Origin of the sequence: Sporosarcina sp. P3, from assembly GCF_002743415.1 — a bacterium.
GTDB lineage: Bacteria > Bacillota > Bacilli > Bacillales_A > Planococcaceae > Sporosarcina > Sporosarcina ureae_A.
The window spans coordinates 1-20,383 of the sequence record NZ_PDZE01000018.1; the positions used below are offsets into that span (position 1 = coordinate 1).

The window sequence follows — 20,383 nt, forward strand, 5'->3', positions numbered from 1 at the left end:
CGTTCCCATACCGAACACGGAAGTTAAGCTCTTCAGCGCCGATGGTAGTTGGGGGTTTCCCCCTGTGAGAGTAGGACGTTGCTAGGCACGAAGCCATTCCCTATGGGGAGTGGCTTTTTTGTGCTTTGTATTTGTATTTAGTAATAGAAAGAGTTGAATGGAATATGATGTATTCATACTTAACTCGCTCATAGATTTGGGTTATTCGTTCTATTTTGCTGCTTAAACGCTCATTGAGTTGCGCTCATCCGCTCAATCGCTTCGCTTATCCGCTCAATGGTCTCAGGCAAGCGCTCAATCACTCCACGTATCCGCTCAACAAGTCACAGTAAGCGCTCAATCACTCTGATAGAATACCTTCAAAGTAGACAAACTATAAAGCGCACTTCTACAATTCATATAGATAAGGGGTTGAGAAGATGGCGGAGAAAACGAGAGTATATTCAGAAGAGACAAAACGAGAAGTAGTTGAGCGATTTTTAGAGGGGCATCGAGCAGTTGATTTACAAGAGCAATTTGGGATTAAGAACCGTAGGAGAATTTATGACTGGGTACGCAAGGTAAAAGATGCCAACTCTTTGGAAGCCTTGAAGGATACTCGAGGGATTTCTAATAAAGGAAGAGAAAAAGAAATAAGTTTAGAAGAAGAAAATGAACATTTGAAACTAGAGAATCTTTATTTAAAAAAGCTTTTAGATCTAAAAAGGGGGTGAATTCAACTGCAGCTGATTTTGATTTTGTAGAAGCTTATAAAGATCGATTTCCTATTACGGAATTGATAAAACACACACAGCATTTAAGTAGATCAGGTTACTATAAACGACTAAAGACTCCCAGTCGCCCTTCAAGGGCGGAGAGAGATAAAGAACTCCTCACACAAATGCTTTCTCTTTACATCACACATGGTGGTAATCTCGGGAACATACGATTTAAGGACGCACTGCGAGAGAAGTATCAGATCACGGTGAATGAAAAGCGGATCCAAAGGATGAGAGAATATTATAATATGCCTTTGAAAACTAAAAGAAGAAAACCGAAGAAAACAGGTGGTATTCACTTTGTCTGTGATAATATTTTGAATCGGAACTTTACGGCTCTTCTTCCAGGGAAGAAGCTATGTATAGACATTACGTACTTACGTGTAACTAAGCCACGCGAAAAATTCATTTATTTATGTGCAATCATTGATTTGTTTAATAACGAAATTATCGCCTATTCTATACAGGATACGATGGAGATGAGTTTAGTATTTAAGGCGCTTAACTTAGTAGAAGAAAAAGGACTTGCCCAACCGAATGCGATCCTTCACAGTGATCAAGGCATTCAATTCACAAGTCCTCGTTACGTCAACCGATTAAAGCGAATGAATCTCATACAATCCATGTCTCGCAGAGGCAACTGCTGGGACAATGCATGTATCGAAAGCTTCTTTGGGAAGCTGAAGACAGAGATGCCAGGTTTTGTAGAACCTGAAACCGAGTATGAAATGATTCAAGCGGTAACCGATTATATTTCATATTATAACGAAGTACGACCACAAAGGAAACTATCTGGAACGCCTATTGCATACAGAAGCAATCAGGTCGCCTGATAGATAAAAGATTGCATGCGGATTGTAGAGTACTTCTTCATGTGCGTTTTATCGAGTGTCTACTTGACAGGTTGTAAGTCACTCGGCGTATCCGCTCAATGGTCTCAGGCAAGCGCTCAATCACTCCGCGTATCCGCTCAACAAGTCACAGTAAGCGCTCAATCACTCGGCGTATCCGCTCAATGGTCTCAGGCAAGCGCTCAATCACTCCGCGTATCCGCTCAACAGGTCACAGTAAGCGCTCAATCACTCCGCGTATCCGCTCAACAAGTCACTGTATCCGCTCTATCACCCCACGTCTCGCTCTATATTGTCCGCTCCACCACTCTACGAACCCAGCAAAACGCTCTATCCATCTCTCTCTTCCAACAATCGCTTCTTACAATCTATTATTTAAAAGACTTTCCTTGAGTTTTTAACTAAGGCGCGATACGATTATCCTACTTGTTTAAAGGAGTGGTGCAATGGTAATGATATTAATTATTTTCGCGATCAATATTGTCTATGTAACGTTTATGACAATACGAATAATCCTAACACTCAAAGGCTATCGTTATATAGCCGCAACGGTGAGTATGATTGAAACGGTAGTATACGTCATCGGGCTTGGATTGGTACTGGATAATCTCGATCAAATCCAGAACTTGATAGCTTATGCACTTGGGTATGGAATTGGGGTTATTATCGGTTCGAAAATTGAAGAACGTTTAGCACTCGGTTATATAACAGTGAACGTGATAACAGCAGATGTTGATAAAGAAATGCCTGCTGAATTGCGCCGACTTGGTTATGGTGTGACAGACTCAGCAGCTAATGGATTAAGTGGTCATCGTTCTACTATGCAGATTCTGACACCTCGTAAATATGAAGTGCAATTGTATAAAACGATAACGGAACTCGATCCGAAAGCATTTATTATATCGTATGAACCTAAGTCGATACATGGTGGATTCTGGGTGAAGAGTGTGAAAAGAGGCAAGTTATTTAAATGAGTAAACAAAAGATGTGGTTTGATAGGGAAGAAAATGAGACACTCGAGGAATGTTTGGAGAGAATTCAAAGTATGGGGTATACCGTTGTTGCGAGACGTGAGAAGCCACTATTTAAACAGGTCGGAGAAGAGTATGTTCCTATTAAACAGCAAACACAGTTTCAAGGTATAAAAAATAGCTAATAACTATCAGAAGAGAGGTAGCTGATGGTTATTCATTCATATGTCAACTTAAAAGCGAATGATTGTAAAAGACTTATATTATATTGTTCGTCTTTTAGTTGACGGATTATGTAATAATTGATAATATAATAAGAGTAAATGAGTTCCCCGTATATGCTGCAGAATTGGCTGTGGCGTTTCTACCAAGACACCGTAAATGTCTACACTATGTGGGAAAGCAATTTTTCTTGGATAATCATGGAGAATAGCTAGATTATGCTAGCTATGTATCCATTTTGGTAAAGGTCCTTGAAAGTTCTGCTTTTTGTGCATGTGAAAAGTGGAGTTTTCAAGGACCTTTTTATTATCTTATATTAAATCATGTTGTACATGAAGGAGCGGATTGGATTTGGAACCGAAAATTGGTGTCATTATGGGCAGTAAGAGCGACTGGGAAACAATGAAGCATGCATGCGACATATTAGATGAACTAGGAGTTTCTTATGAAAAGAAAGTAGTATCAGCCCACCGTACGCCGGATTTCATGTTTGACTATGCGGAACAAGCGGAAAAAAAGGGATTACACGCCATTATCGCAGGAGCAGGCGGAGCTGCCCATCTACCAGGGATGGTTGCAGCAAAAACGCTAGTTCCTGTTATTGGTGTGCCTGTGCAATCTAAAGCATTGAATGGCATGGACTCGTTATTATCCATCGTTCAGATGCCAGGAGGTGTACCTGTAGCGACTGTGTCAATCGGTAAAGCGGGTGCTACGAATGCCGGCCTTCTAGCAGCTCAAATACTCTGTGTACAAGATGAGCAATTACGTAAGAAACTACAGCAAAGACGCGATGAAATGGAGAAGATCTCGTTAGAAAGCAGTGGTGAACTAAATTGAAACTGATTCAACCAGGACAGACAATCGGTATCATCGGTGGTGGCCAATTGGGACGGATGATGGGACTTGCGGCAAAAGAAGCTGGTTTCAAGATTGCGGTACTTGATCCAACAAAAAATTCCCCTTGCGGACAGTTAGCGGATATCGAAATCGTGGCACCGTATAATGATGAAGAAGCGCTGAATGAATTAAGCCAAGTAAGTGATGTCATTACATTTGAATTTGAAAATATTGATTATGAAGGATTGAAACGGCTGACAGAGAAAGCTTACGTACCTCAAGGTGCCGAACTAGTCCGTATCACGCAAAACCGCGTCAATGAAAAAGCTGAGATTCAAGCGGCTGGGGTACCGGTTGCGCCTTACATAACCGCTGAGACATATGAAGAGTTAGTACAGAAAATAGATGAACTTGGTTTCCCGTGTATTGTAAAAACTGCTTTTGGCGGTTACGACGGTAAAGGTCAAATAAAGCTTGAAGCGAAAGAGCAAATGGAAAGTGCCAAAGATCTATTTACGCATTCTTCTTGTATTGCAGAAGCTTTCGTTCCATTTGAAAAAGAGATTTCGGTTATTATTCAACGAAACCCTGCGGGACAAACCTATTGTCTGCCGATTGCAGAGAACATTCATAAGCATCATATTTTGCACGAATCGATTGTACCAGCACGCGTAGATCAAGCGGTTTTAGAGCAAGCAGAAAATGCAGCACAGAAAATAGCGAGTCATTTAGAGTTGGTAGGGACACTGGCAGTTGAGATGTTCGTACTGCCGGACGGTACAATCATTATTAATGAATTAGCCCCACGCCCACATAACTCTGGTCACTACTCAATTGAGGCATGTAACGTCTCACAATTCCATCAGCATGTGCGTGCAGTCTGTGGTTGGCCTTTACGCGAGCCGAAGTTATGGGCACCGTCTATTATGGTAAATGTGCTTGGGGAACATGTAGCACCACTTCAAGAGCGCATTGCGGATTATCCAGATTGGTCCATTCATTTATACGGCAAAGCAGAAGTAAAAGAAAAACGTAAAATGGGTCACGTCACGATCATGACAGAAAGACTTGAAGAAACTCTACAAGAAATTGAGCAGTCTAATATATGGCAAGATCATAACTAATAAAAAACTATTATTTCCACTTTGGGAGGAACTGACAATGACGAAAGTAACAATTTATGTAACACTACGTGAAAGTGTTGTAGATCCACAAGGCATCGCGACAACTGAAGCACTTCAGAAGATAGGCTATGAAGAAGTGAAAAGTGTACGGGTTGGGAAATTGATCGAGTTACAGCTGGATGGATCAGAAGAAACAATTGAAGCACGTGTGAATGAAATGTGTAACGATCTATTGATCAATAAAGTCATTGAAGATTATCGCTTTGAAATTGGGGAGGTTTCCAGCAAATGAAGTTCGCCGTTCTAGTATTCCCAGGTCTTACTTGTGATCTTGATATGTACCATGCAATTGAGGAAACAGTAAAGCAAGATGTAGAATACGTTTGGCATACTGAAGCTGATCAACTCGATCAATTCGATGCAGTTCTATTACCGACAGGCACATCATACGGCAATTACTTACGTCCGGGTGCATTGGCGAAAAGTTCACCTGCCTGCAAACAGCTTCAAGCATTTGCTGAGTCAGGCAAGTTAGTTCTAGGTGTAGGTAATGGTTTTCATATCTTAGTAGAAGCAGGTATTCTCCCGGGTGGATTCTTACGTAATAAAGATTTGAAATTCCGTTCGGCTCAAGATACTATTCGAGTGGAAAATAACAATACAGCGTTCACAAAAGAATATACACAAGGTCAAATGCTTACATTGCCAGTTGCTAATGAATTTGGTAACTACTATGCAGATGAGCAGACAGTAGAAGTACTTAAAAACAATAATCAAATTGTCTTCACATATGCGAATGAAAATACAGATGGCAGTACAGAAGCAATCGCAGGAATTACGAATGAAAATGGCAATGTCCTCGGTATGATGCCACTTCCTGAACGTGCGGTAGAAGAAATCATCGGTGGAACAGATGGAACGGCTTTATTCCAATCAATCATGAACAATCGGGGTGAACAGCATGTCAATTAATCACGAGCCTACAGCTGAGCAAATTAAAGAAAATCGTCTATATCTCCAAATGGGCATGACGGATGCAGAGTATGAGCGCGCAGTGGAAAAACTTGGGCGTACTCCGAATTACGTAGAAACAGGTCTGTTCTCTGCCATGTGGTCAGAGCACTGTTCATATAAAAGCTCAAAGTCTGTGTTACGCAGATTTCCTACTGAAGGTACACGTGTACTACAAGGGCCGGGTGAAGGTGCTGGGATTGTAGACATCGGTGATAATCAAGCTGCTGTGTTTAAAATGGAATCTCATAACTCACCATCGGCAATCGAGCCTTTTATTGGTGCAGCAACAGGCGCTGGCGGAATCATTCGTGACGTATTCTCTATGGGCGCCCGTCCGGTAGCGTTAGTCAATTCACTACGTTTTGGAGATTTAACAGAACCTCGAGATCAATTCTTGTTTGAAGAAGCGGTTGCTGGAATTGCGAGTTACGGTAACGCAATGGGAATCCCGACGGTAGCTGGTGAAGTTCAATTTGATCAGTGCTATTCGAAGCGTCCGTTAGTCAACGCGATGGCTGTCGGTTTGTTGAATCATGAAGATATTCAAAAAGGTGTTGCAGCTGGTATAGGCAACACAGTGATATATGCGGGGGCTACAACAGGCCGTGACGGAATTCATGGCGCCACCATGTCTTCTTCTGAACTAACTATTGAAGAAGAGCAAGAACTACCGGTCATGCAAGCAGGAGATCCATTCATAGAAAAGTTATTGATGGAAGCTTGCTTAGAGCTAGTTCAATCAGATGCATTGATTGGTATTCAAGATATGGGTGCAGCGGGTCTAACTTCTTCATCAGCAGAAATGGCTTCAAAAGCGGGTTATGGTGTGGAATTGAACTTAGATCTTGTGCCACAGCGTGAAGAGAATATGACAGCGTATGAAATGATGTTATCTGAATCTCAGGAACGTATGTTGATTGTTGTGAAAAAGGGTCGTGAAGAAGAAGTCATCGAACTATTCACGAAGTATGGAATTACAGCAGCAACAATCGGTCATGTAACAGATGATAAAATGCTTCGTTTGCTCCATAAAGGCGAAGTCGTAGCAGAAGTTTCAGCGGATCTTCTAGCTGAAGACGCACCGAGCTATCAGAAGGAATCAAAAGAACCTGCATCGTTTGCGGAAAACCAAGCGATTGAAAATAAAGAACCACAAGTTGCAAATATAAAAGAAACATTACTCGATTTATTGCAACGTCCAACGATTGCTTCTAAAGAGTGGGTATATAATCAGTTCGATACAGGTGCAAGAACGAATACAGTGCTCGCGCCAGGAGCTTCAGCAGGTGTGATCCGTGTGAGAGGAACAAATAAAGGGATTGCGATGACTGCAGATTGTAACTCTCGATTTATTTATTTGGATCCAGAAGTTGGCGGTAAGATTGCGGTAGCTGAGGCTGCACGTAACCTTGTATGTTCAGGTGCAGAGCCGATCGCACTGACTGACTGCTTGAATTTTGGTAGTCCGGACAAACCAGAAGTATTCTGGCAACTGGAAAAGTCTGCTGACGGTATTTCGGAAGCTTGTCGTAAACTGAATGCACCAGTCATTGGTGGTAACGTATCTCTGTCCAATGAAGTAAACGGTGTGCCAATCTATCCAACACCAACAATTGGTTTAGTAGGAATCGTCCATGATTTAAGCCAAGTGACAACACCTGGTTTCAAACAAGCTGGAGATGCGATCTACTTAATCGGTCAAACAGAAACAGAATTCGGCGGCAGTGAATTGCAACAAATGATCGAAGGAAAGATCTTCGGTAAATCACCTGCAATCGATTTGGACGTAGAAGCAACGCGTCAGCAACAACTTCTCGAAGCAATCCAAGCTGGAATGATTCAATCCGCGGATGATTTGTCTGAAGGTGGATTTGCAGTAGCGCTCTGTGAAGGTACATTCGGTTCACAAGGTTTGGGTGTTGATGTAACAGTGAAAGGGTCAGCAGTCACTGCATTATTCAGTGAAACACAGTCACGTTTCTTAGTTACGGTACAAGCTGATCAAGTAGCTGCATTTGAAGAGAAAGTCGAAGATGCAGTGAAAATCGGAACAGTGACAGATGGCGAAGAAATCGTCATCAAAGACGCAGAAGGAACTGTCCTAGTAGAAGGGACGGTAGAAGAGTTCCAAACTGCTTGGAAAGGGGCAATTGCATGCTTGCTGAACTCAGAGGACTAAACGAAGAGTGCGGCGTATTTGGTATTTGGGGACATGACGATGCTGCACTGCTCAGCTATTACGCATTGCATGCCCTTCAGCATCGTGGACAGGAAGGAGCCGGTATCGTCGTCAAAGGCGAGAACGGTCTTCATGCAGTAAAAGGTGAAGGTCTGGTCAATGAAGTGTTCTCAGGCGAAAAACTGGATTCACTTGAAGGGCGTGGCGCAATTGGGCAAGTTCGCTATACGACAAAGGACGGACGTGGTATAGAAAATGTTCAGCCACTAGTCTTCCGTTCAACAACGGGTAGCTTGGCTATCGCGCATAACGGGAACCTGATCAATGCGACAGATTTGAAAGAACATTTGGAGCGTCAGGGTAGTATCTTCCAAAGTACATCCGATACAGAAGTACTCGCTCACTTGATCAAACGTAGCAGTGGTTCACGTAATCATCGGGATCGGGTGAAAAAAGCACTTAGTATTTTAAAAGGTGCATTTGCATTTGTTTTAATGACAGACGAAGGTTTGATGGTTGCACAAGATCCAAACGGTATGCGCCCATTATCACTAGGGAAAATTGGAGATGCGTGGGTCGTTGCATCCGAAACGTGTGCATTTGAAATTATCGGTGCTGAACATGTCCGTTCTGTAGAGCCAGGTGAATTGCTGATTATCAATGATAGTGGATTGGTGTCTGAGCGTTTTGCAGAACCAGCAGACAGTGCGATGTGTTCCATGGAATATGTCTACTTCTCTCGTCCCGATTCAGATATCGATGGTATCAATATTCATGCTGCACGTAAACGTTGCGGTAAACAATTGGCTCGTGAAGTGCAGATTAGTGCAGATGTCGTCACAGGGGTTCCAGATTCTAGCATTTCAGCTGCCATTGGATTTTCTGAACAAAGCGGCATTCCATATGAGTTGGGATTAATCAAAAACCGCTATGTCGGACGAACGTTTATTCAACCATCTCAAGCGTTGCGTGAACAAGGTGTGAAGATGAAGCTTTCACCTGTCCACCAAGTTGTTGAAGGTAAGCGCGTCGTTATGGTCGATGATTCAATTGTACGTGGGACAACATCTAAACGAATTGTCACAATGCTTCGCGATGCGGGCGCTAAAGAAATCCATGTCGTCATAGCTTCGCCACCTTTGATTGCTCCGTGTTATTACGGTGTAGATATTAGTTCTGATTCAGAATTACTCGCGACAGGTCGTACTGTAGATGAAATGCGTGATGAGATTGGCGCCGATTCACTGTCATTCTTATCAATAGATGGAATGCTGGAATCGAATGGCCGGTCACCTGAAATGAAAAACTGCGGACAATGCTTAGCTTGTTTCACAGGAGAGTATCCAACTGAGATTTATTCGGATACAGCAATGCCGCATGAAAAAGAAATCGTACGATAGGAGGCCTTTCCATGTCGAAGGCATATGAAAAAGCGGGAGTTAATATTGAAGCTGGCTATGAGTCAGTGGAACGCATGAAGTCTCACGTAGCACGAACATCCCGTAAAGGGGTAGCAGGTGCATTTGGTGGGTTCGGTGGAATGTTCGATCTATCTGCGCTGGAATATAAAGAACCGGTACTCATTTCGGGTACAGACGGGGTGGGCACGAAGTTGAAATTGGCTTTCATGGCGGACCGTCACGACACAATCGGGATTGATTGTGTTGCAATGTGTGTGAATGATATCGTAGCGCAAGGTGCAGAACCATTGTATTTCCTTGACTATGTGGCGCTAGGTAAAGCAGTTCCTGAAAAAGTAGAAGCAATTGTTAAAGGTGTAGCGGATGGTTGTGTACAATCGGGTGCGGCATTGATTGGCGGAGAAACGGCTGAAATGCCAGGACTTTATGAAGAAGATGAATATGATTTGGCAGGATTTGCAGTAGGCGCTTGTGAAAAGAGCGAGCTAGTTACAGGTGAGCGTGTGCAAGAAGGCGACGTACTAGTTGGAATCGCATCGAGCGGTATTCACTCGAACGGCTACTCATTAGTACGCCATATTGTTTTCGAACAAATGGGCGCAGACATTAACGGTACGATTGAAGGTTATGAAGATCTTGGCACAGTAGCGGATGCGTTATTAAAGCCGACTAAGATCTACGCAAAACCGGTACTTGAGATGCACCAACAGCTTGATGTACATTCCATGGGTCATATAACAGGCGGTGGATTCTTCGAAAACCTTCCACGTATGTTCTCTGAAGGATTTGGAGTAGAAGTAGATCTAGGCGCTTGGCCCGTACTTCCTGTATTCCAGATGTTGAAAGAAAAAGGCGAATTAACGGATCGTGATTTATATAGCGTATTCAACATGGGTGTTGGGTTCGTCGTAGCCTTGCCGGAAGCACAAGCTGAAAAAGCAATCGAAATCGCTAAAGCACACGGTGAAGAAGCATATGTAATCGGACGTGTTACGAAGCAAGAAGGCGTCACGTTTAACGGCGAGCATGACGGGACATTGTCATAATGAATAAAGTAAAGATCGCAGTATTTGCTTCAGGAAGCGGCAGTAATTTTGCCGCTTTGGCAGAAGCTTGTAAAGCGGAGCGCATTCCAGCTGAAATCGTTTTACTGGTGACAGATCAACCGGATGCTTTCGTCAATGAACGGGCAAACGAAATAGGTATACCAATTGTAGCTATTCGCCCTCGTGGCTTCGAAACAAAAATAGCATATGAACAAGCAATACTCGAAAAATTACAAGAAGCACAAGCGGAGTGGCTGATATTGGCTGGCTATATGCGATTGATCGGTCCTGTTTTATTAGAAGCTTATCCTGAGCGGATCCTCAATATCCATCCATCGTTATTGCCTTCATTCCCAGGTAAGGATGCGATCGGACAAGCTGTGGCTGCTGGCGTCAAAGTAACAGGTGTTACCGTACATCTTGTAGATGAAGGAATGGATACGGGCCCGATTTTAGCTCAACGTGCAGTAGACGTTGTCGATGGGGATGTTGATCGGACTGCATTAGCTATCCATGCTGTAGAACATGTATTATACACAGAAACCTTGCAAAGTTTATTTGAAAATCGATGAGCCTGTTGAAATGACAGGCTTTTTTTATAAAATGGAGGGAATTCCTTTGAAAAAACGCGCATTGTTAAGCGTATCGGATAAAAGCGGTGTACTAGAATTTGCGAAAGAACTTGAACAGCTTGGGTATGAATTATTATCTACTGGTGGTACGATGAAACACTTGAAAGACAATGGCGTTGCTGTAACAGCTGTAGATGAAGTAACAGGATTCCCTGAGATCATGGAAGGCCGTGTGAAAACATTAAACCCGATGATTCACGGCGGATTACTAGCAAAGCAAGATGACCCCGAACATCAAGCACAAATGGAAGAGCACGGCATCCAGCCAATCGATGTAGTGTGTGTGAACTTGTATCCATTCAAAGAAACGATTTCTAAACCAGACGTATCCGCAGAAGATGCGATCGAAAATATTGATATTGGTGGACCGGCAATGCTTCGTGCGTCTGCAAAGAATCATGCATACGTCACTGTCATTGTGGATGCAGCTGATTACAGTGCGGTACTTGACGAACTGAAAGCGGATGGCAAGACAACTCTTGAAACGCGCCGTCGTTTAGCAGCTAAAGTATTCCGTCATACAGCAGCCTATGATTCATTGATTTCCGGCTACTTGACAGACCTTGCAGGCGAACAATTCCCAGAACAAGTTACCTATACATACGAATTGAAGCAACCATTGCGTTATGGAGAAAATCCGCATCAGCAGGCAGCATTCTATAGCCGTCCGCTTGGCTCTGATTTCTCGATTGCCTACGCGGAACAGCTTCATGGAAAAGAATTATCTTATAACAATATCCAAGATGCGAATGCAGCGATCCAAATCGTAAAGGAATTTACTGAGCCTGCAGCCGTTGCGGTTAAGCACATGAATCCATGTGGCGTAGGTACAGGCGAGACCATTGCTGAAGCTTTCCAAAAAGCCTACGAAGCAGATTCTACGTCTATTTTCGGTGGGATTATTGCATTGAATAAAAAAGTAGATCAGGAAACAGCCGTGCAACTTGCTGATATATTCCTTGAAATTGTTATTGCTCCTTCATTTACAGAAGAGGCAATTGAGACCTTGACCAAAAAGAAAAATATTCGTCTTTTGACGATTTCATTTGAACAGCGGAAAAAAGATCAGTGGAACACCGTATCCGTTGAAGGCGGATTATTGATGCAACAGCCTGATGCGCACGGTTTTGAAGAAGCAGATATTAAAGTGGCAACAGACCGAGAGCCAACTGAAGCAGAATGGAATGCGATGAAACTGGGATGGGCAGTTGTGAAACACGTAAAGTCTAACGCAATCGTCGTAACAGATGAGCATATGACAATCGGTGTAGGCGCAGGTCAAATGAACCGTGTAGGTGCTGCGAAAATCGCTCTAACACAAGCAGGCGAACGCGCAAAAGGGGCAGCTCTTGCATCCGATGCATTTTTCCCTATGGATGATACAGTTGAAGCAGCAGCCAAAGCAGGCATTACGGCAATCATTCAACCGGGTGGTTCGGTTAAAGATGCAGATTCTATTAAAAAAGCCAATGAATACGGCATTACGATGGTATTCACAGGCGTACGTCATTTCAAACATTAATCGTGTAGGGAGTAGATGAACATGAAAGTTCTTGTAATTGGAAGTGGCGGTCGTGAACATGCGATAGCCAAACAGTTCAACCAAGCGCCTTCTGTATCAGAAGTATTTGTGGCACCTGGCAACGACGGTATGCAGCAAGATGCAACATGTGTGGATATTGCGGCTACAGACTTTGCGGCTTTGGCAGACTTCGCCATCGAACAGCGTGTTACGTTGACGTTCGTTGGACCGGAACAGCCGCTGGCAGAAGGAATTGCTGATTATTTCTTAGATAAAGGCTTAACAGTATTTGGTCCGACTCAGGCGGCTGCTCGCATCGAAGGCAGCAAGTCATTCGCCAAGGAAATCATGGACAAGTATGATATTCCAACAGCAGCTTATGGAACGTTCACGGATGCTGATGCAGCGAAGGCATTCATCCGCGAACAAGGTGCCCCGATCGTTGTGAAGGCTGACGGATTGGCAGCTGGAAAAGGCGTAATCGTTGCAATGGAATTACAAGAAGCGTTAGATGCGGTAGATGACATGATTGGCAATCAAAAGTTCGGTGAATCATCATCACGTGTGGTGGTAGAAGAATTTCTTGATGGTGAAGAGTTCTCTTATATGTCGTTCGTTCATGATGGACAAATCTACCCAATGGTGATTGCACAAGATCACAAACGTGCGTATGACGGTGATCGCGGTCCGAACACTGGCGGGATGGGTGCGTATTCCCCAGTTCCACAAATTTCAGATGCTATTGTGCAAGAAGCATACGATCGCGTAGTCGTACCTACTGTCGAGGCTATGACAGAAGAAGGAATTCCTTTTACAGGTATCCTCTATGCTGGTTTAATACTTACTGAGCAAGGTCCGAAGGTTATTGAATTCAATGCTCGCTTTGGAGACCCAGAAACACAAGTTGTTTTACCACGTATGAAATCGGATTTTGGTAAGTTCATGGAAGCACTAATGGCTGGAGAATCGTTCGATCTTGAATGGCATGAAGAAGCGATGTTAGGTGTGGTCATTGCATCGGAAGGGTATCCATCTGATGTAGTGAATGGCCGTGCACTCCCCAACCTTGATGTACTGACTGCTAACGGACTTGACGTCTTTCATGCAGGCACGAAGCTAGAAGATGATCACTTCGTCGGAAACGGTGGACGTGTTCTTCTCGTTGGAGCAAAGGCAGCTACGTTAAAAGAAGCGCAGGAAAAAGTCTACAATAGTCTTGCTGATCAACAATGGGATGGATTCTTCCACCGTACGGATATAGGATGGCGTACATTTGAATAATAGATGAAATAGGACTGTCTTAGAAGTGTTATATTACTTCTAGGACAGTCTTTTTTAGTACTAAAGGAAGACGCTTAAAGTCTGTGAAGATTTAGTAGATGCTGCATACAATTTAATTCGGTTGCGAAAAAAGTTATCCACAATGTTTTTTATGAATTGTGGTTTATTAGTGGAGAAAGTGTGAGTAAGTTGTTAGTAGTGTGTGTAAGTATCCATTATCTTGTGGATTAATGAAAAACAACTTGTGGACAACTTTTGCGCGACATAGCTATTCTGGATTAGAATGCTATGTTACTATAAAGCAATAGTTAACAAACAGTAAAACTACTTTAAAGGGATGGTGATCGGCGTGTGGAGTGCAAAAGAAATACAGTCACAACTTGCGATTATTAATGGAGAGAAAGCGCCTGATATCGTAATTGAAAATGCTACATACTTACATTCTATATTCAAGAAATGGATGCAAGGGAACATTTGGATTCAAGGGGATCGAATCGTTTATGTAGGGGAGCGTATGCCGGCTATTCTGGAAGGAACAGAGTGTGTTGACGCTTCAGGCAAGAAAGTAGTCCCGGGATATATCGAGCCCCATGTCCATCCATTTCAATTATATAATCCGGAAACATTTGCTGACTATGCATCCCGTCGCGGAACCACAACTTTTATATCGGATAATCTCATCTTATTCTCCATGTTGGATCAGCAAACTGCATTTGCATTCATTGATCAACTGAATGAACTACCATTCTCATTTTATTGGTGGGCACGGGTTGATTCGCAAACTGTACTGCAAAATGAAAGAGAGCTTTTCAATACTGGAAATGTTGTGAAATGGATGGAGCGTCCTGATGTATTGATGACAGGAGAGCTGACAGGTTGGCCTAGACTACTACAAGGTGACCAAACGATCATGCAGTCTTTAATGGAATCCAAACGACTTGGTAAAAAGATCGAAGGACATTTTCCAGGTGCATCGGAACGTACATTGGCCCGAATGAAATTGCTTGGGGCGGACGGCGATCATGAAGCGATGACTGTTGACGAAGTGGAAAGACGATTACAGCAAGGATATGCCGCCACATTGCGCTATTCTTCAATTCGTCCAGATCTTCCAGATTTATTGAAAGGTATTGTTGAGAAGGAATGGGATGTTTTTGATCATTTGATGATGACGACAGATGGTTCCACACCTTCGTTCTATCGTGAAGGTGTAATGGACCAATGTATTCAAATAGCACTTGACGCGGGAGTACCACCGATTGATGCGTATCAAATGGCATCATATAACGTGGCGAGGTACTACGATATTACGGATTTGCATAGTGTAATTGCGACAGGCCGTTTTGCGACATTGAATTTTTTAGAAGATGAATACAATCCAGTACCAACTGATGTATTGTCAAAAGGGAAGTGGGTACTCCGAAACAGTACATCGTCCGACGCTTTCAAAGCAGTAGATTGGAAAGCGTTGCCGGCATTTGAATTACCTTATGAACTGACAGATGAAGATTTCACATTCACCTCTTCAACGGGGATTCAGATGGTTAATGATGTGATTACAAAAGTATATGAAAGTGATTTAGATCTTAGCAGTCCGACGATTGCATCTGGTGATGAGTGTTATTTGATGTTATTGGATAAGAACGGCAAGTGGCGAGTCAATACGATGCTAAAAGGATTCGGAAAAAATCTGCAAGGTTTCGCATCTTCCTATTCAAATACGGGTGATGTATTATTGATTGGGCAGGATTGGCAAGAGATGAAGAGAGCGTTTAATGAAATAAAGAAAATAGGCGGAGGCATGGCACTCGCTGAGAATGGTAAGATAATTGAAACGTTACCACTGCAAGTTGCAGGGGGGTTGTCTGTTCAACCGATGGAAACCATCATCGAAGAAGAGTTAGCAATGAAAAAAGCATTAAAAGAGCGTGGATATGCGCATGGAGATGCCGTATATACGTTGTTATTCCTTCAATCTGTTCACTTGCCGTATGTCCGAATCACGCCGATTGGTGTCGTGCAAGTAATGAAAAATGAACGATTAATACCTAATATAGAAAGGTAGGAGCACATATTGAGATGGAATGGACGAAAGTTACTCTTGACGGCCGCGGTTAGCTTGCTATGTCTTGGGGGATGCTCTTCAAAAGATCAGTCTGAACCAGAGGAACCAGAGAAAAAACAAAATCCGATTGAAGTGTCTTCTTTTACAGGTGAAATTACAGATGGAATCAACAATCGCCCTATTGTAGCGACAATCAGTAATATTCCTGCAGCCCGTCCACAATCGGGATTGGCAGACGCGGATCAGATTTATGAATTTTTAGCAGAAGGTCAAGTTACACGCTATGCCGCTCTTTTTCAAAGTAAGGTGCCGGATCAGATAGGCCCTATTCGAAGTGCACGTGACTATTTCGTACACTTGGCAGAAGGTATGGATGCATTTTATATCGCTCATGGTTATAGTCCAGATGCAAAGAAATTATTAGATGATCGGGTAGTTGAACATATAAATGGGATAAGTCATGATGGAACTTTATTCGAACGTTCAGCGGATCGTCGGGCTCCGCATAACTCGTATATATCAAAGGAACATATTGCAGAAGCATTTAGTCTTGTGAATGCATCTGAAAAGATCACTGCACAGCCGTCCTTTTCTTTCCTTAATCCTGATGAAAGTGATAAAATAGGGGATATAGCATCAACGGTTCAAGTATCGTACAGTTCAGATCCGAATTTCATTAGTACGTACACGTATGATCAAGAAGAAAATCGGTACTATCGGTCTGTTAACGGTATTGATACAGTAGATAAGCTAAATGAACGACGTATAGAATTGGCGAATATCATCGTGATGGAAATGGATCATCAAACAGTTGATCAACAAGGCAGGCTCGCAATTGACCTAGAATCTGGCGGCCAAGCTATGCTGTTTCATGAAGGGATCGCTAAAACGATTGAATGGCAAAATAGGGATGGATTTTTAACTCCAGTAGACCAAGATTTACCTATGAAATTAACAGCGGGAAAAACTTGGATCCACATTATTCCATCATTATCAGGTCCTTCTACTTCCGTCACTTATACTCCGTAAGATCGACATAGAGAGAGGGCGAGAGCATGCAAATAGATAAAATCCGCGGAGAACAAATAGATCAATTGTTTCAGGCAATTCTAGAACTAAAGGATGTAGAAGAATGTTATATGTTTTTCGATGACATTTGCACGATGAGTGAAGTCCAATCACTGGCACAAAGACTGGATGTAGCCCATAAACTCAAACTGAAAAAAACCTATGACAGCATCCAACAAGAAACAGGCGCAAGTACAGCTACGATCTCCCGCATACGCCGTTGCGTAGACTACGGGTCTGGTGGCTATAACCTTATGTTGGATCGACTGTACCCTGAACTTCAAAACAATCAAACAAAAAACAACTAACACAACCGGCCAGGGATCATACCCACCGGTTTTTTAAAAGTTATATATAACTACTATGACAAAAGAAGGTGGAAATAAAAAATGGACTATAAAACATGGCGACATGCATTTAAAATTGATCCAGCGAAAGAAATATCAGATAAACAAGTAGAAGCCATAGCGGAGTCTGGAACGGATGGAGTCATCATTGGTGGGTCTGACGGTGTCACATTGGAAAACGTACTTGATTTACTTGCACGTTTCCGTCGTTTTTCCGTACCCCTTGCATTGGAAGTATCTACTGTTGAATCCGTCACGCCAGGATTCGATTATTACTTCATTCCAACGGTCTTAAACACAACGGATTCAAAATGGCTGAACGGCTTGCATCACGAAGCACTTCGGGAATACGGCCATATGATGAACTTCGATGAGCTAGTTACGGAAGGTTACTGTATTTTAAATTTGGATTGTACAGCTGCGAAGGTGACAGGCGTAGACCGTGTTCCCGATGAAGAAGATGTACAAGCATATGCACGGATGGCTGAACATTTATTTTCTTTGCCGATTTTTTATTTAGAGTACAGTGGGCAATACGGTGATCCACAAGTTGTTCGATCGGCAAAAGAATTACTTACTACTACTCGTCTCTTTTACGGTGGTGGAATTCGCTCAACAGAACAAGCGAAAGAAATGGCGGCCATTGCAGATACGGTAGTAGTAGGAAATGTAGTATACGATGACCTACAAGTGGCTCTTAAAACAGTCCATGCTGTGAAATCTGTTCCTTTACCTATGTGAGTAGTATATAATAAGAACGAATGTTCCTGAAAAGGCGGTACTAATATGAATACATTATCAGATGATTTATTAAAAGGCATGAATCCTGAGCAAGCGCGTGCAGTCAAAACGACAGAGGGACCATTGCTCATTATGGCGGGGGCAGGTTCAGGGAAGACTCGTGTATTGACACACCGAATTGCATATTTGGTTGTGGAAAAACAAGTGTACCCCTCCAATATATTAGCCATTACATTTACAAATAAAGCGGCACGTGAAATGCGTGACCGAATTGATGGACTACTGGGTCCAGGCTCTGGAGAACGTATGTGGGTTTCGACCTTCCACTCGATGTGTGTTCGAATTTTACGCAGGTTCGTAGATCGAATCGGCTTATCTAAAAATTTCACTATTCTTGACAGTGCTGATCAATTGACTGCAATGAAACGTGTATTGAAAGAACTGAATCTCGACCCGAAACAGAATGATCCGCGTGCAATGCTTGGAATTATTAGCAACGCGAAAAACGAATGTATAGACGCGATAGAATTCCGTAAAAATTCGAATCCTCAAAACCCCCATGAACGTACAGTAGCGGATATCTATGATCGGTATACAAAAAAACTGCGTCAGAATCAGTCGATGGATTTCGATGATTTGATCATGATGACGACAGTCTTGTTTGAACGAGTCCCTGAAGTGCTCGAGTATTATCAAAACAAATTTCAGTATATTCATGTGGATGAGTACCAAGATACAAACAATGCGCAGTATCGCCTCGTCAAAATGCTGGCATCAAAATTCCGTAATGTTTGTGTAGTAGGTGACTCCGATCAATCGATCTATCGCTGGCGTGGTGCGGATATCGGTAACATACTATCTTTTGAAAAAGATTATAAAGAAGCTAATGTCATTCTTTTAGAGCAAAACTACCGTTCCACCAAGAGGATTTTGCAAGCGGCGAATGAAGTGATCGATAATAATAAAAGTCGCTATGATAAGAAATTGCGCACGGAGAATCCCGAGGGTGAATTAATCTCGATTTACAAAGCTCGTGATGAAAAAGATGAGTCACAGTTTGTTGTGCAACAAATCATTGAATTGAAAGAACAACTAGGATTAACATTGGATCAATTTGCAATTCTATACCGAACGAATGCACAGTCCCGTCTAATTGAGGAATACTTATTAAAGTCAAACCTTGATTATACCATTGTAGGCGGCACGAAGTTCTATGACCGAAAAGAGATTAAAGATTTACTCGCCTATTTACGTCTTATTGCAAATCATGAGGATGACCTTGCTTTAGCAAGAATCATCAATGAGCCAAAACGTAGCATCGGTGCAACTTCGTTCGAACGTATGGCGACGTTTGCATTACAAAATGACCGCTCCATTTTTGATTCATTGCAGGAAGTAGATTTTATGGGCTTACCTAAAAGAGCCTTAACGGAAGCGGTAAAATTCCATGAATTGATCAATGGATTTACTCTAATGCAAGAATTTTTATCAATCACTGAACTAGTGAAAGAAGTCATTGATAAATCGGGCTATCGTGAGATGTTAGAAAAAGAAAAATCAATCGAAGCGGAAAGCCGTCTTGAAAACATTGAAGAGTTTTTATCGGTTACAGAAGCGTTTGAAAAGCGTGCAGCTGAAGAAGAGGAAGAACCTTCCCTCGTTGCATTTTTGACTGACCTCGCTTTAGTAGCGGATATTGATACATTGGATAAGGAAGAGAACACTTCTACGGAGAAAATCGTCCTAATGACGATGCACGCAGCAAAAGGCTTAGAATTCCCTGTAGTCTTTGTGCTCGGTATGGAAGAAAACATATTCCCACATATTCGAGCACTTGCAGATCCCGAAGAAATGGAAGAAGAACGAAGACTTGCGTATGTAGCGATTACACGCGCAGAACAGCGCCTTTACCTGACAAGTGCAGGTCACCGGATGTTGTTCGGTAAGTCAAACTTCAATCAACCATCTCGTTTTCTCAATGAAATCTCAGAAGAACTGACAGAACTATTAGCAGATGGCAATGGTATGAGTGTACCTTTCGCTCAAGCACCTAAAGCGAAAACCAGACGACCTGCAGTCAAACGTCCAGCCTATAATGAAAGTGGCGGAGAAAAAATGCAGTGGAATCCAGGAGATAAGGCGTCCCATAAAATATGGGGAACTGGAACGGTTGTGAGTGTTAAAGGTAAGGCAGATGATATGGAATTGGATATTGCTTTCCCTAACCCAGTTGGTATCAAGCGACTATTAGCTAAATTTGCACCAATTGAAAAAGAATAAAGCGTCCTTAAGGAGTGTGGA

19 protein-coding genes, 1 rRNA gene and 1 riboswitch are annotated in these 20,383 nt (G+C 42.6%); all 20 genes read left to right on the forward strand.

Features of this window, described 5'->3' with window-relative positions; translation table 11 throughout:
• Nucleotides 1-87: ribosomal RNA gene (gene rrf / locus CSV61_RS15580) — 5S ribosomal RNA — on the forward strand; the annotation flags it as partial.
• Between the two features lie 332 nt (nucleotides 88-419).
• On the forward strand, nucleotides 420-713 hold the full coding sequence (locus CSV61_RS15585; protein ID WP_099639977.1) for a helix-turn-helix domain-containing protein: 294 nt from the start codon (nucleotides 420-422) through the stop codon (nucleotides 711-713).
• The gene (locus CSV61_RS15590; protein WP_099639978.1) at nucleotides 710-1,591 is read left to right on the forward strand and encodes an IS3 family transposase; all 882 of its coding nucleotides are present in this window, start codon (nucleotides 710-712) and stop codon (nucleotides 1,589-1,591) included. The genes CSV61_RS15585 and CSV61_RS15590 overlap by 4 nt, the downstream gene beginning before the upstream one ends.
• Nucleotides 1,592-2,055: 464 nt before the next feature.
• Nucleotides 2,056-2,583 (forward strand): DUF2179 domain-containing protein, encoded by a 528-nt coding sequence (locus tag CSV61_RS15595; RefSeq protein WP_083033877.1) that lies wholly within the window; start codon nucleotides 2,056-2,058, stop codon nucleotides 2,581-2,583.
• Nucleotides 2,580-2,765, forward strand: a complete 186-nt coding sequence (locus CSV61_RS15600) for an NETI motif-containing protein (RefSeq protein ID WP_083033875.1) — start codon at nucleotides 2,580-2,582, stop codon at nucleotides 2,763-2,765. The genes CSV61_RS15595 and CSV61_RS15600 overlap by 4 nt, the downstream gene beginning before the upstream one ends.
• Before the next feature lie 127 nt (nucleotides 2,766-2,892).
• Nucleotides 2,893-2,993: riboswitch (purine riboswitch) on the forward strand.
• Nucleotides 2,994-3,153: 160 nt separating this feature from the next.
• Entirely contained in the window at nucleotides 3,154-3,642 is a 489-nt protein-coding gene (gene purE, locus CSV61_RS15605; RefSeq protein ID WP_099639979.1) for a 5-(carboxyamino)imidazole ribonucleotide mutase, read from the forward strand.
• A complete protein-coding gene (purK, locus tag CSV61_RS15610) occupies nucleotides 3,639-4,766 on the forward strand; it encodes a 5-(carboxyamino)imidazole ribonucleotide synthase (RefSeq protein WP_099639980.1) in 1,128 nt (375 codons plus the stop codon). Before purE ends, purK begins: the two co-directional genes overlap by 4 nt.
• Before the next feature lie 37 nt (nucleotides 4,767-4,803).
• The gene (gene purS / locus CSV61_RS15615; RefSeq protein ID WP_099639981.1) at nucleotides 4,804-5,058 is read left to right on the forward strand and encodes a phosphoribosylformylglycinamidine synthase subunit PurS; all 255 of its coding nucleotides are present in this window, start codon (nucleotides 4,804-4,806) and stop codon (nucleotides 5,056-5,058) included.
• Nucleotides 5,055-5,738, forward strand: a complete 684-nt coding sequence (purQ, locus tag CSV61_RS15620) for a phosphoribosylformylglycinamidine synthase subunit PurQ (protein WP_099639982.1) — start codon at nucleotides 5,055-5,057, stop codon at nucleotides 5,736-5,738. The genes purS and purQ overlap by 4 nt, the downstream gene beginning before the upstream one ends.
• Nucleotides 5,728-7,959, forward strand: a complete 2,232-nt coding sequence (gene purL, locus CSV61_RS15625) for a phosphoribosylformylglycinamidine synthase subunit PurL (RefSeq protein WP_099639983.1) — start codon at nucleotides 5,728-5,730, stop codon at nucleotides 7,957-7,959. Before purQ ends, purL begins: the two co-directional genes overlap by 11 nt.
• Complete coding sequence (gene purF, locus CSV61_RS15630) at nucleotides 7,935-9,359, forward strand: amidophosphoribosyltransferase (RefSeq protein WP_099639984.1); 1,425 nt, start codon at nucleotides 7,935-7,937, stop codon at nucleotides 9,357-9,359. Before purL ends, purF begins: the two co-directional genes overlap by 25 nt.
• 11 nt (nucleotides 9,360-9,370) lie before the next feature.
• Nucleotides 9,371-10,426, forward strand: coding sequence for a phosphoribosylformylglycinamidine cyclo-ligase (gene purM / locus CSV61_RS15635; protein ID WP_099639985.1), 1,056 nt, complete (start codon nucleotides 9,371-9,373; stop codon nucleotides 10,424-10,426).
• Nucleotides 10,423-10,998, forward strand: a complete 576-nt coding sequence (purN, locus tag CSV61_RS15640; protein WP_369824406.1) for a phosphoribosylglycinamide formyltransferase — start codon at nucleotides 10,423-10,425, stop codon at nucleotides 10,996-10,998. The genes purM and purN overlap by 4 nt, the downstream gene beginning before the upstream one ends.
• A gap of 46 nt (nucleotides 10,999-11,044) precedes the next feature.
• On the forward strand, nucleotides 11,045-12,580 hold the full coding sequence (gene purH / locus CSV61_RS15645; protein ID WP_083033859.1) for a bifunctional phosphoribosylaminoimidazolecarboxamide formyltransferase/IMP cyclohydrolase: 1,536 nt from the start codon (nucleotides 11,045-11,047) through the stop codon (nucleotides 12,578-12,580).
• A gap of 21 nt (nucleotides 12,581-12,601) precedes the next feature.
• Nucleotides 12,602-13,861, forward strand: coding sequence for a phosphoribosylamine--glycine ligase (gene purD / locus CSV61_RS15650; RefSeq protein ID WP_099639987.1), 1,260 nt, complete (start codon nucleotides 12,602-12,604; stop codon nucleotides 13,859-13,861).
• A gap of 337 nt (nucleotides 13,862-14,198) precedes the next feature.
• Entirely contained in the window at nucleotides 14,199-15,926 is a 1,728-nt protein-coding gene (locus CSV61_RS15655; protein WP_099639988.1) for an adenine deaminase C-terminal domain-containing protein, read from the forward strand.
• A gap of 9 nt (nucleotides 15,927-15,935) precedes the next feature.
• A complete protein-coding gene (locus CSV61_RS15660; RefSeq protein WP_099639989.1) occupies nucleotides 15,936-16,955 on the forward strand; it encodes a DUF3048 domain-containing protein in 1,020 nt (339 codons plus the stop codon).
• 26 nt (nucleotides 16,956-16,981) lie between these two features.
• Entirely contained in the window at nucleotides 16,982-17,302 is a 321-nt protein-coding gene (locus CSV61_RS15665; RefSeq protein WP_083033852.1) for a YerC/YecD family TrpR-related protein, read from the forward strand.
• Nucleotides 17,303-17,383: 81 nt separating this feature from the next.
• Nucleotides 17,384-18,082, forward strand: coding sequence for a heptaprenylglyceryl phosphate synthase (gene pcrB, locus CSV61_RS15670; protein ID WP_099639990.1), 699 nt, complete (start codon nucleotides 17,384-17,386; stop codon nucleotides 18,080-18,082).
• 45 nt (nucleotides 18,083-18,127) lie between these two features.
• On the forward strand, nucleotides 18,128-20,362 hold the full coding sequence (gene pcrA, locus CSV61_RS15675) for a DNA helicase PcrA (protein ID WP_099639991.1): 2,235 nt from the start codon (nucleotides 18,128-18,130) through the stop codon (nucleotides 20,360-20,362).
• Nucleotides 20,363-20,383 lie beyond the last annotated feature (21 nt).

Coding starts and splice junctions, on each gene's coding strand:
- CSV61_RS15585 (WP_099639977.1), top strand. CDS start 420: ATGGCGGAGAAAACGAGAGTATATTCAGAAGAGACAAAACGAGAAGTA.
- CSV61_RS15595 (WP_083033877.1), top strand. CDS start 2,056: ATGGTAATGATATTAATTATTTTCGCGATCAATATTGTCTATGTAACG.
- CSV61_RS15600 (WP_083033875.1), top strand. CDS start 2,580: ATGAGTAAACAAAAGATGTGGTTTGATAGGGAAGAAAATGAGACACTC.
- purS (WP_099639981.1), top strand. CDS start 4,804: ATGACGAAAGTAACAATTTATGTAACACTACGTGAAAGTGTTGTAGAT.
- purQ (WP_099639982.1), top strand. CDS start 5,055: ATGAAGTTCGCCGTTCTAGTATTCCCAGGTCTTACTTGTGATCTTGAT.
- purL (WP_099639983.1), top strand. CDS start 5,728: ATGTCAATTAATCACGAGCCTACAGCTGAGCAAATTAAAGAAAATCGT.
- purF (WP_099639984.1), top strand. CDS start 7,935: ATGCTTGCTGAACTCAGAGGACTAAACGAAGAGTGCGGCGTATTTGGT.
- purM (WP_099639985.1), top strand. CDS start 9,371: ATGTCGAAGGCATATGAAAAAGCGGGAGTTAATATTGAAGCTGGCTAT.
- purD (WP_099639987.1), top strand. CDS start 12,602: ATGAAAGTTCTTGTAATTGGAAGTGGCGGTCGTGAACATGCGATAGCC.
- CSV61_RS15655 (WP_099639988.1), top strand. CDS start 14,199: ATGGTGATCGGCGTGTGGAGTGCAAAAGAAATACAGTCACAACTTGCG.
- CSV61_RS15665 (WP_083033852.1), top strand. CDS start 16,982: ATGCAAATAGATAAAATCCGCGGAGAACAAATAGATCAATTGTTTCAG.
- pcrB (WP_099639990.1), top strand. CDS start 17,384: ATGGACTATAAAACATGGCGACATGCATTTAAAATTGATCCAGCGAAA.
- pcrA (WP_099639991.1), top strand. CDS start 18,128: ATGAATACATTATCAGATGATTTATTAAAAGGCATGAATCCTGAGCAA.